The sequence below is a fragment of the Alysiella crassa DSM 2578 genome (assembly GCF_000745955.1).
Lineage (GTDB): Bacteria > Pseudomonadota > Gammaproteobacteria > Burkholderiales > Neisseriaceae > Simonsiella > Simonsiella crassa.
Genome location: NZ_KN050786.1, coordinates 109,330 through 122,527, shown reverse-complemented (window position 1 = coordinate 122,527; position 13,198 = coordinate 109,330). Strand labels below are relative to the sequence as shown.

Below are 13,198 nucleotides of genomic sequence, written 5' to 3'. Positions count from 1 at the left end.
TGATTAAGGAAAAATATTATGGCTACTCAAACGAAAAAAATTGTGGGCTTGAAAATCGCAATTGAAAATCCTGATACAGGCGTACCAACGAATTTTCACGTTGTTTCTTCTGTGAATATTCACTACAAAATGAATACGACTATGGTAACAGTAGATGGTTACTTTAGCGAAAAACTGTTTGACGCGGGCAAGAGTCCCGTTGGCATTCCGTTGAACATCAATTTGCAGGGCATTCCTGAAAATGAGGACGCGAAAAATTGGGCGTATCGTCAATTGATTGCACCGATTCCAGAGGGCGCGGTTGATGCGTATTTGCAGCCGATTTTGCCACATGAATTTGTGGGTGCGGTTTTGGTGGAGCGTGAAATCAAAGCTGCTGACGTATAAACCTTTTCAGGCTGCCTGAAGTGGGCAAAATCCGATTTAGGCAGCCTGAACTTTTGGGAGAACACAATGGCGGTACAAACCAGCACCATTTATGGGCTAGAAGTTTCATTGATGGGCATCACGGGTACTTTTTTGGGTATGCCCGCCGAAGCCCTGATTTTAGGCGCGCTCGGTGGGGCGATTTCGCTGGCTCGCGGTGAGCCGACCACGCGCAGCAAAGCGATTAGTACGATTATGGCGAGTATGCTGTTTGCTGGCACGGCAAGTCCTGCGGTGGCAGCATTTTTGATTAATCACATTCAACTGGGGCAACCTGAAGAGGAAGCCCTTTATTTTAAAGCACTTGTGCCGTTTGCCATTGGTGCGGGCTGGCAATGGGCTTTACCGTTTTTGGCTGCCAAAGCGGAAAAAATCATGCACTCGTTTGGCGGCAAAGGAGATAAATCATGATAATGATTTTATTGAGTAAATTGTCAGGCGTGGTCATTTTTGTGTATTGCGTGTGTCGTTTGAGTTCACGGGTTCACGCTTATCAGAATTTGTCGTTTTGGGCTCATATTTGTTTGATACCCAGCGCGGTAGCGATTGTGATTGCTCAAACCCCGCCAGCGATGGAAAGCGTGATTTTTCGCTGTGGCGTGGCGTTGTATTTCGCTTCACAAACTTGGCGAATTTGGCGATTGCAGCAAAAAATGAAGTGATTTTAACCCATCGGGCAGCTTTTTCAGGCTGCCTGAATTTTTATCAAAGGAAAAAACATGAAATTAAGTCCCCATTTTTCATTGAAAGAAATGACTCAAAACGAATTTGCCACGCGGCATAATTTAGACAATACACCTGATGAGAATGTATTGAAAAATCTTAAATTTAGCTGTGAACGCATGGAACAAATCCGCGCCTTTGCCAGCGCGAAATTTGGGCGTGAAACGCCGATTGTGGTGTATTCGGGTTTTCGCAGTTTGGACGTGAACCGTGCTTTGGGTAGTGATGATAATTCAGCGCATATTCAAGGGCTTGCGATTGATTTTGGTATTTCAGGCTGCACCACAGCCCAAACCGTTGCATTGATTGAAGAAATGAAACATTTAAATTTGATTTCATATACTTATCTGACGGCACAACAACGCAGTGGCACGGTTGGCGAATGGGTGCATATTGATTTTGCTGATGTGTCTCAAGATGAAAATTTACAAGATATTCAAACGGTTGAAATTACGCCCACGCAACCTGAAAAAAATCCTGCTGACTGGATTACTGAACATTTTAGTTGGCGCGAAATGACCCGTAGTGATACAGCTATCCGTTTGAAAATCAAGAATATTCCCAATGAAGCGGAACGCGCCAACATCAAATATTGCGCCGAAAAACTGGAAGAAGTCCGCGCCTACGTTTCCAACAAAAACGGTAAAGACACGGGGATTGTGGTAACAAGCTGTTTCCGTTGTGAATTATTAAATCAGAAAGTGGGGGGTGCGCCTAGCTCGGCACATCGTTTCGGCTTGGCTGTGGATTTTGACATCATCGGCTACACGTCCGCGCAAACTGCTAAATTATTAAAAGAAATGAAAGACAAAGGCGTATTGAGCTACGACCAAAATATTTTAGAATTTCCGAAATTGGGCGATGGTGCGTGGGTGCATTTGGGCTTTAAAGCTAATCCGAGACACAACCGTCATCAAGAATTAACCGCGAATAAAATCAATGGGAAAACAAATTATTCGGCTGGTTTATTAGCTTAATTTTGATTTCAGGCTGCCTGAAAAATTATTGCGTGAAATTAATTAAGTACCTGCACAAAAATAGTTTAATTGTAGGTCGGGCATGAATGCCTAACCTACGCTAATCGGATTTTTAAATTAAATTTGTTTGGTTACTTAAAAGGAAGAATATTATGACTTAAACAACCTACAGAAAACGGCGACAAAAACGGTGCGGGTACACCGTTTTTGCCAGCCTAGCAGAACAGACCTGCGTTAGCCTAAAGCCGTCCCTATAGGGATTTTTATTGTATAACAATACGATAGGAAAACGCAAAATGTACCGCGAATTACGTTGCCAAAATTGCAACAAAAAATTGGCAAATGCGGCGGGTGTGTTTGAAATTTCAATCAAATGCGCCCGTTGCAAATCTTTGAATTTCTTTAAACAAGCATAGTTATCAACAGAGTATCTTGAATACCATCAATCAGAGTGTCCTGAACGCCATTTTGAAGGTATTTCATGAATGACTTATCAACAGAACACAAGCGAAAACCAACAGTCGGCAGCCTGTTCGCAGGAATTGGCGGCTTTGACATTGGATTTGAAAACGCAGGATTTACAACAAGTTGGCAAGTTGAAATCCACGACATTGCCCGCGCCGTCCTTGCCGACCGATTTCCACACGCCAAACAACACCGCGATGTCAGAACCTGTTTGCCCGACTTATCCACAGTTGATGTTATCGTTGGCGGATTCCCCTGCCAAGACGTCTCGCTCATGGGCAAACGGCGCGGCTTTGAGGGCGAGCGAACCAGCCTCTTTTTCAGCGCAATGCACATTGTTACACAGTTGTCTCCCCGTTGGCTCGTACTTGAAAACGTCTGCGGTTTGTTCTCATCAAACAATGGCTTGGACTTTCAGAAAGTCATTGAAACGCTTGCCGAATGCGGGTATGTGGGGTATTGGCGCGTGCTTGATGCTCGTTATTTCGGAGTCCCCACGCGCCGCCGTAGGGTTTTCATATTCGCAGGTCTTCACGAGTACCCCCCATTGGAGCTTATGGGTGATGCCGGACCAATGGAACTTAACGGTGGCACGGGTGCAGAAGGCACAGCGTGGGAAAATGCCGCGCCTACGTTACTTGCGGGGCTACGGAGCGGAAGCGCAATTGATTTGGGATTTTCAAGTATCATCGCTATGCCCAACGGACGGGATAAGATGGTTGAGCGGTGGCGAGCGTCTGAAATTGATGGGTTTTTGCGCGGATTGGCTCCGTCCGACATTGAAGAAGCTCGGGGTGCAGGAAACGCCGTTGTACCGCAAGTCGCGGAATGGATTGCGCGGAAGTTGATTAAGACGTTTGAGTGAAAAATTAGGCAGCCTGAAATGGGATTTTTCCTGTTTCAGGCTGCTTTTTTATGTGCATAAAATGAATATTCTTGGTTAAAATTTACACCATTTCAACACCATTTTATTTTTCAAACCATTCAAATTTTACAAAAACTTAAATTATTCAATCAATTGAAATAACTGACCAAGCCAATTCTTCCCCAGCGCACATCGGCACCACCACACTCTCGCCAAACTGCACACTTTCCGCCACACGCTGCGGCTGTTTCACCAAAGTGATTTTGCGCGGATTTTCAGGCAGCCCGTAAAAACGCGCCCCATTCTGGCTGGCAAACGCTTCCAATTTATCCAACGCGCCCGCCTGTTCAAAAATCTGCGCGTACAACTCAATCGCCGTCATCGCGCTAAACATGCCCGCACAACCACAAGCGTTTTCTTTCGCGTGTTTCGGGTGTGGCGCGGAATCCGTTCCCAAGAAAAATTTATGCGATTTGTCGCCCGTAACCGCGTCCAACAAAGCCTTGCGGTGCGTTTCGCGCTTGATAATCGGCAAACAGTAAAAATGCGGACGCACGCCCCCCACCAAAATATGATTGCGGTTATACATCAAATGTTGCGGCGTAACCGTTGCCGCCACATTGTCGCCCGACTCGCACACCAAACGCGCCGCTTCGGCGGTAGTAATGTGTTCAAAAACCACTTTCAAATTCGGCACTTGCGCTAAAACAGGTTTCATAATCCGTTCGATAAACACCGCTTCACGGTCAAAAATATCAATTTCGGGGTCGGTTACTTCGCCATGCGCCAAAAATAAAATTCCCTGCGCCGCCATTTCTTCCAACACAGGCAACAATTTAAACAAATCCGTTACGCCGCTATCCGAATTGGTGGTTGCGCCAGCAGGATACAATTTGAATGCGACAATGCCCGCCGCCTTTGCTTCGCGTACCATTTCAGGCGTGGTTTTATCGGTCAAATACAAACACATCAATGGCTCAAACGCGCAATTTTCGGGCGTGGCAGCCTGAATTTGTTTTTTATACTCAAGGGCTTGTGCAACAGTAGTTACGGGTGGTTTCAAATTGGGCATCACCAAAGCGCGACCCATTTGCCGCGCAGTGTATGGCACGACCGATTTCATCGCGTCGCCATCACGAAAATGGACATGTAAATCATCGGGTTGGGTAATGGTTAAGGTTTGCATGGTTTTTCCTTGTTTTTGTGGGTTAATGTGATTTTCAGGCAGCCTTACAATACACGACAATTTTTACCAACGCTTTCAGTACACGACAATTTTTTGAAATAACCACAAACCTGTCCCCTCCCCCGTCTCCAACGGGGGAGGGCTAGGGTGGGGGAAAATTTGTGGAATAAATTAATTGTCTTGAAAATCAACGAACCCCCCCCCCCACCCCCCCCCCCCCCCCGGGGGGGGGGGGGGGGGGGGGGGGGAAAAATTTGTGGAATAAATTAATTGTCTTGAAAATCAACGAACCCCCACCCTAACCCTCCCCCGCAAGCGGGAGAGGGGACAGGTTACAGGCAGCCTGAAAGATTTTTGTCGTGTACTGAAACCAACGCTCAAAATGTAGGGTGCGTACCACGCACCAAATCATTCAAATAATTGAAATTTCGGTGCGTAATACGCACCCTACATGTAGTTGTCGTGTACTGAAAGGCAGCCTGAAACTATTTACGCTTCAACACCAAAGTAAACACCCCATCTGCCGCGCTGCTTTCCAGCAATTCATGCCCTGTGTGTTTACAAAAAGCGGCGAAATCATCGGGTGCACCTGCATCTGTTGCCAGCACCGTCAAAATCGCACCACTTTCCATTGCTGCGAGTGCCTTTTTCGTGCGCAAAATGGGCATGGGGCATTTTAAACCTTTTAAATCTAAAAAAACTTCGTTCATCATAAATATGTTCCACGTTTTAGAAAAAATTATTCTAATTTTTTTAAAAAGTTGATATTTTGACCTATATCAAGTAAAATATTTTAGTTACTTTGTTCAGATTGTTTATAATTGACAACATATATTATGCTTTGCATTTGTAAATTTTTAGATGAAAATTCAAACAACTATATGATCACATTCAAATTTACATATAAATTAAAACCAAGTTAGCGTAAAATCGAACCTTATTTTTGCTTCAGTATCTTAACATCATTTTACGCTATTATAATATGCTTTATCAGAGGGAGTTTTATAGATGACTCAATTTCCTAAAACAGTCCAAATTTTATCTATGGTGGAAGGTTTGCTGGGTGCGGTTATTTTTAATTGCCATTCCCACGACATCTTGGTTAATGTGGACAAGGGTTTGGACGTGTCCGTTGCCGTCAAAGCAGTCGCCGACAGCGTTATCAAACATCAACAATTGGTGGTGGAAATGGGTTTGTATGATTTTGCAGAATCATCAGTCGTAACCACCGACCAGCATTATCACATTATCCATCTTTTGCCGCAGTTTGATAATGTGGCGATTTATCTGATTGTACGCCGTTATATTATGTTGCCTTATGTGATGGAACAAGTGGAAGATGTGATTTATTCCATGCGCTAATCCATCCATAAAAATATTTTGAAACGTTCAGGCTGCCTAAACATTGGGGCAGCCTGAAAAAATTTTCAGGTTGCCCCAATTCTCATTACATTGGGTACATAAACCGTTCAATTTCTTCCAAAGAAATTTGCGGCGTTGCGCCATGTTTGGAAGCCACCATGCCGCCCAGTGCACAGGCAAACGTAATCGCTTCTTTTGGATCGGCGCGGTTGAGCAATTTGTAAATCAATGCACCCAAAAAGCTGTCGCCCGCGCCCACCGTGTCCGCCACTTGCACGCGGAAACCACTATGGTGAACAAAACGATTGTCTTGGAACAAAACCGCACCATGATTACCCAAAGTAACACAAATGGTTGAAGTATCGGTTAATTCGGCAATAAAACGGATATTTTGTTCCACAGAATGATATTTTGAACCCAATGCTTCTGCCACCAATTGCAATTCATCGTCATTTAATTTCAGCATATTCGCTTGCTTCATCAAATCCAATAATAATTCGGTGGTGTAAAACGGCTCGCGCAAATTCACATCAAAAATCTTAAATTTCGCCACTTCCAAATAGCGGCGCAAGGAAGCCAGCGACACTTCATCGCGCACCGCCAAACTGCCAAACACAAACGCGTCCGACTCCGCCACGCGCTGCAAAGCTGCGTTTTCCACCGCGATTCTGTCCCACGCGCAGGGGTAAACAATTTCGTAGCTGGCGCAACCTTTTGCGTCTAATGACACTTTTACCAAACTGGTGGCTTGTTCCGTATCGGTTTGAATAAAATCGGTTTTCACATTTTTTGCTGCCACTTGGCGCACAAGTTCATCGCCATCAGCGTCTTGTCCACGGCGGCTAATCATTGCCGCGTCCGCACCCAAATTGCTCAAACGCACCATCACATTGAGTGGCGCACCGCCCAATACTTTGCCGCTTTCAAAATCGTCCCACAGGACTTCGCCGAAACTGGTTACTTTCATTTGTTTATTCCTTCATTTTAAAGGGGGAAATTTTTTTCAGGCTGCCTTTTCGGTACACGACAAAAATCTTTCAGGCTGCCTGTAACCTGTTCCCTCCCACGCTGGCGGGGGAAGGTTAGGGTGGGGGTGGCTTGTTGATTTTCAATGAAATTAATTTGTTCCGCAGATTTCCCCCACCCTATCTCTCCCCCGTTGGAGATGGGGGAGGGAACAGATGGTTGGTAAAATTAAAAATTATCGTGTACTGAAAGGCAGCCTGAAACGTCTGTGAAGCCCTGTGATTATGGGTTAAATTTAACCATCTCGCAATCCCATTTCACGAATATCTTGCAACACATCAAAGCATAGACCACGCCGCAAATTTGGGCGAGAGATTATCTTGTGTTATCATTGTGTTAATTTTATTTTATATGAGAATCATCATGCTCAATCTCTATCAAATCAAGCCACAATTTCAGGCTGCCTTGCGCCCCACCGCGCAAAAATTAGCCGCGCGTGGCGTAACCGCCAATCAAATTACATTGTTGGCGGCGGGTGTTTCCATTTTAATTGGTGGATTTTTAACGATTTTTGCTACAAGCGCATGGTTATTTTGGCTGCTACCGATTTGGCTATTTGTGCGCATGGCATTGAACGCGCTGGACGGTATGTTGGCGCGCGAATTTATGCAAGAATCCGCGCTGGGCGGCTATTTAAACGAAGTGGGCGATATTGTGGCGGACGCGGCTTTGTATTTGCCGTTTGCCTTTGTACTGGGTGGTTTTCAGATGGGCTTATTTATTTGGTTGGCGGCTTTGACGGAAGTATTTGGTTTATTAGGAAAAGTGTATGGTTTTAACGGTCGCCGTTACGATGGTTTTATGGGCAAACCTGAACGCGCCGCGCTGTTTGGCATTTTGGCAATTTGGTACGCGCTGGCAGGCAGCCTGAACGCGTGGGCGAGTTTACTGGTTTGGCTGGCAATCATCACCATGTGTGTAACGTGTTGGTTACGTTTACAAAATGGTTTACGCGCCAGCACGCAATAATGTTCAGGCAGCCTGAAGATTATTCCACCCCATTCAAATTCAAAAATTCTTAAAATAAACAAGAGCCTAATTATGCAAATTCAAGAAAGCACCCATCATTTCACCGCCAGCGATGGCACCCCCATTTTCTACCGTCATCGCCCCGCCGCCAACGGCAACACCGACCGCGCCATCGTCCTGCTCCATCGCGGACACGAGCATTCGGCACGCATGATGTACGTCCACGAAGAATTGCGTATGGACGATTTCGCCTGTTTCGCATGGGACGCGCGCGGACACGGACACACGTCAGGCGAACGCGGCGACAGCCCCAGCGTAGGCACCACCATCAATGATTTAGACCAATTTATCAAACACATACAGCGCGAACACGGCATTGCGCCCGAAAACATCTGCCTGATTGCCCAAAGCGTGGGCGCGGTCATCGCCGCAGGCTGGCTGAATGATTACGCGCCCAAAATCCGTTGCGCCATACTCGCCGCGCCTGCGTTTAAAGTGAAATTGTATGTGCCATTTGCGCGACCTGCTTTGCGGCTCGCCCACCAATTGCGCGGCAATTTTTTTGTGCAAAGCTATGTTAAATCACACTATTTGACCCACGACCGCGCCCGCCAATACAGCTACGACCATGACGAATTGATTGCGCCCGCCATTTCCGTGCGCGTCTTGCTTGGCTTGTATGATTTGGGCAAACGCGTGGTACAAAACGCCCACCAAATCGCTACCCCCATTCAGATGCTGGTTTCAGGCAGCGATTTTGTGGTACACGCCGCGCCACAGCACGAGTTTTACAACAATCTCGCCAGCCCCATCAAAGAACGCCATGTTTTCAAAGGTTTTTATCACGACACTTTGGGCGAAAAACAACGCGAAGAAGCCTTTGTCCAAATTCGCCGCTTTATCAACGAGCGTTTTGCCGAAACCGCGCCTACGGTGGACACCGCCGAATTGCAACGCTACTTATCGCGCCGCGAAGCCGACCGCCTTGCCACCCCACTCTCGCTGTGTTCGCCACGCGGTTTGTATTGGGCGACCGTCCGCGCCGCGATTAAATGGGGCGCGAAATTCAGCGAAGGCTTGAAAATTGGGCGTGATGTCGGATTTGATTCGGGCAGCACTTTGGATTATGTGTACCAAAATCAGCCACGCGGTACCAATACCTTTGGCACTTGGATAGACGAAATTTACTTAAACGCGATTGGTTGGCGCGGCATTCGCAAACGCAAATACCATTTAAAACAAGCCATTAATTTAGCATTAGACAAATTACACACCGCGCGTAAAAAAGTGCATATTTTGGACATCGCCGCAGGACATGGGCGTTATGTTTTGGACGCGCTGCCACACGACAGGCTGCCTGAAAGCGTGCGTTTACGCGATTACAGCGCGGTGAATGTGGCGGTTGGGCAAAAAATGATTGCTGAGCGAGGTTTAGAACACCTTGTTTCTTTTGAACAAGTGGACGCGTTCAACCCAGAAAATTACAAAAAAATGAAACCCAAACCCACTTTGGGCATAGTCTCGGGTTTACACGAATTGTTTGGCGACAATGATTTGGTTTTACAATCACTTAAGGGCTTTGGCGAAGCCATAGGCAAAGGCGGCTACCTGATTTACACCAACCAGCCCCATCACCCCCAACTGGAACTCATCGCCCGCGCCCTGACCAGCCACAAAGATGGTCGCCCCAATTGGGTGATGCGCCGCCGCAGCCAATTGGAAATGGATGGTTTGGTGGAAAAAGCAGGTTTCCACAAAATCGCGCAATGGATTGATGATGATGGCATTTTTACCGTGAGTTTGGCGGTAAAAGGCGCGAAAAGCCCCATATTGAGTGAAAACAAATCTGATGAGACCGAATAATCCGTTTTTCATCAAAAATAATGTCAATAAGGCAGCCTGAAAACATATTCAGGCTGCCTTATATTTTATAGTCGTTTAAAATTAAAATAGTACAAGGCGACAACGCCCGCCGTGTACATCTAGTACATAAGGTCGTTGGCAACGCCGTACTATTTGTATTTTAAAGGACTATAAAAATCAATTATTTCACGGTCGCTTCATCACGAGTCGCAATCACTTTATCAATCAAACCATACGCCATCGCCGCGTCCGCCGACATAAAATTATCACGGTCGGTATCGCGCTCAACTTGTTCCAATGGCTGACCCGTGTGTTCCGACAACAGGCGATTTAATTTTTCTTTAATTTTAATCAACTCTTTAGCGTGAATTTCAATGTCCGAAGCCTGACCGCCCAAACCACCGCTAATCAAAGGCTGATGAATCATAATGCGGCTATTGGGCAGCGCAAAACGCTTGCCTTTCGCGCCCGCCGACAGCAAAAACGCGCCCATGCTCGCCGCCTGCCCCAAACACAAAGTTTGCACATCGGGTTTGATAAAATTCATCGTATCATAAATGCTCATGCCCGCCGTAACGCTGCCCCCAGGGCTATTGATGTAGAAATAAATATCCTTGTCAGGATTTTCGCTTTCCAAAAACAGCAATTGCGCCACCACCAAATTGGCGGTGTGGTCGTTCACAGGACCCACCAAGAAAATAATGCGCTCTTTCAACAAACGCGAGTAAATATCAAAAGCACGTTCACCGCGACCGCTTTGTTCAATCACGGTGGGAATTAAAGTATTGTTTTGGATTTCGGGAAACATGGTTATCCTATTCAAATTAAAAAACTTTTCAGGCAGCCTGAAAATACAAAATCATGTTCTAAACGCATAATTAGAACATGATTTTGTTCAAAATAAAAGATTATTTTGCAGGAGAAGCTGATTGTGGTGCAGCTTCATTACCAATCCATTTAGCGTGAATTTTTGCCAATTCGCCATTGTCTTGGATTTTTGCCAAACCATCATTCACTTTTTGCAACAATTCCGTATTGTCTTTTTTCATCAAGATAACCAATTGCGCAGATGGTTCTTTTTTATCTTCATAAGTAAATGTATAGGTTTTATTTTGCGGATGTTCTTTTGCCAATTGTTGCAACAATAAACCATCTTGTGCAATCACATTCGCTTCGCCTTTCAGCAAGCCACTAAACAGCAAGAATGTGGTTTTATATGGTTTCAAATTGGTAATACCTGCTTCGGTCATCTGTTTCATGTGTTTGGAACCATCTAAGACCCCAACCGTCAAATTAGGGATATTTTTCAATGATTTCAAATCTTTGATTTGAGCTTCCAATTCAGGATTGGTAAACATCAAAATGCTGGGATTCAAAGCATAGGAATGAGACAAATTGTATTTTTCAGAGCGTTCCGCCGTATAGGAAATCCCTGAAATGGCGATTTGGAAATGCCCTGCTTCCACATCGGTAAACAAATTTTGCCATGGGCGTTTGTGAATTTGTACACGGAAACCTTGTGCTTCGCCGATTTTGCTAATCACATCAACGTCCATACCCGTTACGCTGCCATCTACTTCGGTAAACGAGAATGGGCGTGTTTTACCCGTAGTAACCACTGTAACCACAGGCGCATCGGCAGGCAAATTCACTTTAGGCACATCAGCCACCGCGCTGCTGGCACTTGATGCCGCAGCAGGTTTATCAGCAGGTGCAGAAGCCGCATTTTGTGCAGGAGGCACAGTATCGCCGCAGCCAGCCAATATAGCACACACCGCAGCCGCCAGAAATAAACGAGTTGAAGTCATCATAATCATTATCCTTTGTAAAGCCCTTGTAAATAAATGAGTCTAAATATTAACATAAAATCGCCTAATCCAGTCAAATCATATTCTAAATAAAAACAAAGATTTTAATTTTCAGGCAACCTGAAAACGCAAACCGCACCCAAATCAATATTTCGGTGCGGTTTATATAGGGTTTATATAGATAGCAATCAGCAGAATTATTGTGCTGCCATCACATCATCAAAACTCAATGTTTTTTCAGTAACTTGTGCTTTACTCAACACAAAATCCACCACATTTGCTTCCAAAGCCAAATTCATTGGACCATTCAAACGCTGACGGTCAGCAAAGTACCAATCAATCACTTCTTGTGGGTCTTCGTAGCTTTCGGCAAACTCGTTTACAATCGCTTTGATTTGTTCGTCAGACGGTTGCAATTTGTTTTCTTCCACCAAAATGGGCAAAATCAAACCCAATTTCACGCGCTCTTCCGCACGCTCTACAAACATATCCAAAGGCAATTGCAAATCTTTGGCGTCCAAACCTTGTTGAACAAAGTTTTGCTTCATTTCTTCAGCCAAGCGACCCGCTTCTTCGTTTACCAAACTGCGTGGTAAATCAAAAGTATGTGCTTCACGCAATGCCGCCATTACTGCGCTAACATTTTGCGAATCGGTGCGGCGTTTCACTTCGCGGCTCACATTTTTCTTCACTTCTTCGCGCATTTTGGCTACATCGCCATCGGCAATGCCCAAAGCTTTGGCGAATTGCTCATCTACTTCGGGCAATTCGGCTGCTGCCACATTGCGTACGGTAATGGTAAACACGGCGGTTTTGTCTGCCACGTCCGTGCCATGATAATCTTCGGGGAAGGTAACTTCCACGTCTTTGCTTTCGCCTTCTTTCAAGCCGATGATGCCTGCTTCAAATTCAGGCAACATTTGACCTTGACCCAATACAAATGGGTAATTTTGTGAAGTGCCACCATCAAACGCCACGCCATCAATTTTACCTTCAAAATCAATAATCACGCGGTCTTCGTTTTGCGCTTCACGTTCTACGCGGTTGTAGCGTGTGCGTTGTTTACGCAAGATTTCAATGGTTTGCTCCACTTCCGCATCGCCTACAGTCGCTACGGCTTTTTCAATATTCAACGCAGACAAATCCGCCAATTGTACTTCAGGCAACACTTCAAAAATAAACGCTGCTTTGAATTCTTCCGCATCTTGTTCTGCATTTTCAACGGCTTCTACGCGCAACAAATCGGCGATACGCACTTGTTGTTCCACGATTTCTTTGTTGAAAGCAGCCTGCGCCAAATCATTCAATACATCATTTTGAATGCTCGCGCCATACATTTGCGCCACCATTTTCAAAGGCGCATGCCCTGGACGGAAGCCGTCAATACGCGCTTTTTTTGCGGTTTGTTTCAATCGTTTATCAAACTCGGCGTTCACATCTGACCATTTAACAGCCACGACAATTTTACGTTCCAAGTTTTCCAATGTTTCAATAATTGCGCTCATGGCGACCTTCCTTGAAATTCAGT

15 protein-coding genes and 1 pseudogene are annotated in these 13,198 nt (G+C 45.5%); 10 read left to right on the top strand and 6 right to left on the bottom strand.

Features of this window, described 5'->3' with window-relative positions:
- Nucleotides 1-18 precede the first annotated feature (18 nt).
- From Q338_RS13040 to Q338_RS15230, 7 genes and pseudogenes are all read left to right on the top strand, one after another.
- Nucleotides 19-387 carry a hypothetical protein gene (locus tag Q338_RS13040; protein ID WP_034296366.1) on the top strand — a complete coding sequence of 123 codons (369 nt, stop codon included), beginning with the start codon at nucleotides 19-21 and terminating at the stop codon, nucleotides 385-387.
- A gap of 66 nt (nucleotides 388-453) precedes the next feature.
- Nucleotides 454-837: a hypothetical protein gene (locus Q338_RS13035; RefSeq protein ID WP_051968663.1), complete on the top strand. Its 384-nt coding sequence runs from the start codon at nucleotides 454-456 to the stop codon at nucleotides 835-837.
- Nucleotides 834-1,088, top strand: coding sequence for a hypothetical protein (locus Q338_RS13030; RefSeq protein ID WP_034296364.1), 255 nt, complete (start codon nucleotides 834-836; stop codon nucleotides 1,086-1,088). Before Q338_RS13035 ends, Q338_RS13030 begins: the two co-directional genes overlap by 4 nt.
- A 57-nt stretch (nucleotides 1,089-1,145) precedes the next feature.
- Nucleotides 1,146-2,126 (top strand): D-Ala-D-Ala carboxypeptidase family metallohydrolase, encoded by a 981-nt coding sequence (locus tag Q338_RS13020; RefSeq protein WP_244772881.1) that lies wholly within the window; start codon nucleotides 1,146-1,148, stop codon nucleotides 2,124-2,126.
- A 296-nt stretch (nucleotides 2,127-2,422) separates the two neighbouring features.
- A complete protein-coding gene (locus Q338_RS14195) occupies nucleotides 2,423-2,542 on the top strand; it encodes a Com family DNA-binding transcriptional regulator (protein ID WP_084693609.1) in 120 nt (39 codons plus the stop codon).
- A 65-nt stretch (nucleotides 2,543-2,607) separates the two neighbouring features.
- Nucleotides 2,608-3,075: pseudogene (locus tag Q338_RS15235) on the top strand (DNA cytosine methyltransferase); the annotation flags it as partial.
- 72 nt (nucleotides 3,076-3,147) lie between these two features.
- Nucleotides 3,148-3,456 (top strand): hypothetical protein, encoded by a 309-nt coding sequence (locus Q338_RS15230; RefSeq protein WP_244773743.1) that lies wholly within the window; start codon nucleotides 3,148-3,150, stop codon nucleotides 3,454-3,456.
- Nucleotides 3,457-3,601: 145 nt separating this feature from the next.
- Here the strand turns inward: Q338_RS15230 and pyrC are convergent, their stop codons facing one another.
- Both pyrC and Q338_RS13005 read right to left on the bottom strand, forming a co-directional pair.
- Nucleotides 3,602-4,642 (bottom strand): dihydroorotase, encoded by a 1,041-nt coding sequence (gene pyrC / locus Q338_RS13010; protein ID WP_034296360.1) that lies wholly within the window; start codon nucleotides 4,640-4,642, stop codon nucleotides 3,602-3,604.
- Nucleotides 4,643-5,127: 485 nt separating this feature from the next.
- Entirely contained in the window at nucleotides 5,128-5,352 is a 225-nt protein-coding gene (locus Q338_RS13005; protein ID WP_034296528.1) for a sulfurtransferase TusA family protein, read from the bottom strand.
- Between the two features lie 298 nt (nucleotides 5,353-5,650).
- Here Q338_RS13005 and Q338_RS13000 point away from each other — a divergent pair, with 298 nt between their 5' ends.
- Nucleotides 5,651-6,004, top strand: a complete 354-nt coding sequence (locus Q338_RS13000) for a hypothetical protein (RefSeq protein WP_034296358.1) — start codon at nucleotides 5,651-5,653, stop codon at nucleotides 6,002-6,004.
- A gap of 85 nt (nucleotides 6,005-6,089) precedes the next feature.
- Here Q338_RS13000 and Q338_RS12995 read toward each other — a convergent pair whose 3' ends face one another.
- Nucleotides 6,090-6,971: a carbohydrate kinase family protein gene (locus Q338_RS12995; protein ID WP_034296356.1), complete on the bottom strand. Its 882-nt coding sequence runs from the start codon at nucleotides 6,969-6,971 to the stop codon at nucleotides 6,090-6,092.
- Nucleotides 6,972-7,393: 422 nt separating this feature from the next.
- Here Q338_RS12995 and Q338_RS12990 point away from each other — a divergent pair, with 422 nt between their 5' ends.
- Together Q338_RS12990 and Q338_RS12985 are read left to right on the top strand one after the other, a co-directional pair.
- Entirely contained in the window at nucleotides 7,394-7,999 is a 606-nt protein-coding gene (locus tag Q338_RS12990; protein ID WP_034296353.1) for a CDP-alcohol phosphatidyltransferase family protein, read from the top strand.
- A 78-nt stretch (nucleotides 8,000-8,077) separates the two neighbouring features.
- Nucleotides 8,078-9,862, top strand: a complete 1,785-nt coding sequence (locus Q338_RS12985; RefSeq protein ID WP_377896436.1) for a bifunctional alpha/beta hydrolase/class I SAM-dependent methyltransferase — start codon at nucleotides 8,078-8,080, stop codon at nucleotides 9,860-9,862.
- Nucleotides 9,863-10,043: 181 nt separating this feature from the next.
- Here the strand turns inward: Q338_RS12985 and clpP are convergent, their stop codons facing one another.
- The 3 genes from clpP to tig all read right to left on the bottom strand — a co-directional run bounded on the left by clpP (nucleotide 10,044) and on the right by tig (nucleotide 13,175).
- Nucleotides 10,044-10,670: an ATP-dependent Clp endopeptidase proteolytic subunit ClpP gene (gene clpP / locus Q338_RS12980; protein ID WP_034296350.1), complete on the bottom strand. Its 627-nt coding sequence runs from the start codon at nucleotides 10,668-10,670 to the stop codon at nucleotides 10,044-10,046.
- Nucleotides 10,671-10,770: 100 nt separating this feature from the next.
- Entirely contained in the window at nucleotides 10,771-11,673 is a 903-nt protein-coding gene (locus tag Q338_RS12975) for an ABC transporter substrate-binding protein (RefSeq protein ID WP_244772879.1), read from the bottom strand.
- 194 nt (nucleotides 11,674-11,867) lie between these two features.
- The gene (tig, locus tag Q338_RS12970) at nucleotides 11,868-13,175 is read right to left on the bottom strand and encodes a trigger factor (protein WP_034296347.1); all 1,308 of its coding nucleotides are present in this window, start codon (nucleotides 13,173-13,175) and stop codon (nucleotides 11,868-11,870) included.
- Nucleotides 13,176-13,198: the final 23 nt, after the last annotated feature.

What these genes read in the sequence shown, in the direction of transcription:
- Q338_RS13040 (WP_034296366.1), top strand. Translation starts at nt 19, where the DNA reads ATGGCTACTCAAACGAAAAAAATTGTGGGCTTGAAAATCGCAATTGAA.
- Q338_RS13035 (WP_051968663.1), top strand. Translation starts at nt 454, where the DNA reads ATGGCGGTACAAACCAGCACCATTTATGGGCTAGAAGTTTCATTGATG.
- Q338_RS13030 (WP_034296364.1), top strand. Translation starts at nt 834, where the DNA reads ATGATAATGATTTTATTGAGTAAATTGTCAGGCGTGGTCATTTTTGTG.
- Q338_RS13020 (WP_244772881.1), top strand. Translation starts at nt 1,146, where the DNA reads ATGAAATTAAGTCCCCATTTTTCATTGAAAGAAATGACTCAAAACGAA.
- Q338_RS14195 (WP_084693609.1), top strand. Translation starts at nt 2,423, where the DNA reads ATGTACCGCGAATTACGTTGCCAAAATTGCAACAAAAAATTGGCAAAT.
- Q338_RS15230 (WP_244773743.1), top strand. Translation starts at nt 3,148, where the DNA reads ATGGGTGATGCCGGACCAATGGAACTTAACGGTGGCACGGGTGCAGAA.
- pyrC (WP_034296360.1), bottom strand. Translation starts at nt 4,642, where the DNA reads ATGCAAACCTTAACCATTACCCAACCCGATGATTTACATGTCCATTTT.
- Q338_RS13005 (WP_034296528.1), bottom strand. Translation starts at nt 5,352, where the DNA reads ATGAACGAAGTTTTTTTAGATTTAAAAGGTTTAAAATGCCCCATGCCC.
- Q338_RS13000 (WP_034296358.1), top strand. Translation starts at nt 5,651, where the DNA reads ATGACTCAATTTCCTAAAACAGTCCAAATTTTATCTATGGTGGAAGGT.
- Q338_RS12995 (WP_034296356.1), bottom strand. Translation starts at nt 6,971, where the DNA reads ATGAAAGTAACCAGTTTCGGCGAAGTCCTGTGGGACGATTTTGAAAGC.
- Q338_RS12990 (WP_034296353.1), top strand. Translation starts at nt 7,394, where the DNA reads ATGCTCAATCTCTATCAAATCAAGCCACAATTTCAGGCTGCCTTGCGC.
- clpP (WP_034296350.1), bottom strand. Translation starts at nt 10,670, where the DNA reads ATGTTTCCCGAAATCCAAAACAATACTTTAATTCCCACCGTGATTGAA.
- Q338_RS12975 (WP_244772879.1), bottom strand. Translation starts at nt 11,673, where the DNA reads ATGATGACTTCAACTCGTTTATTTCTGGCGGCTGCGGTGTGTGCTATA.
- tig (WP_034296347.1), bottom strand. Translation starts at nt 13,175, where the DNA reads ATGAGCGCAATTATTGAAACATTGGAAAACTTGGAACGTAAAATTGTC.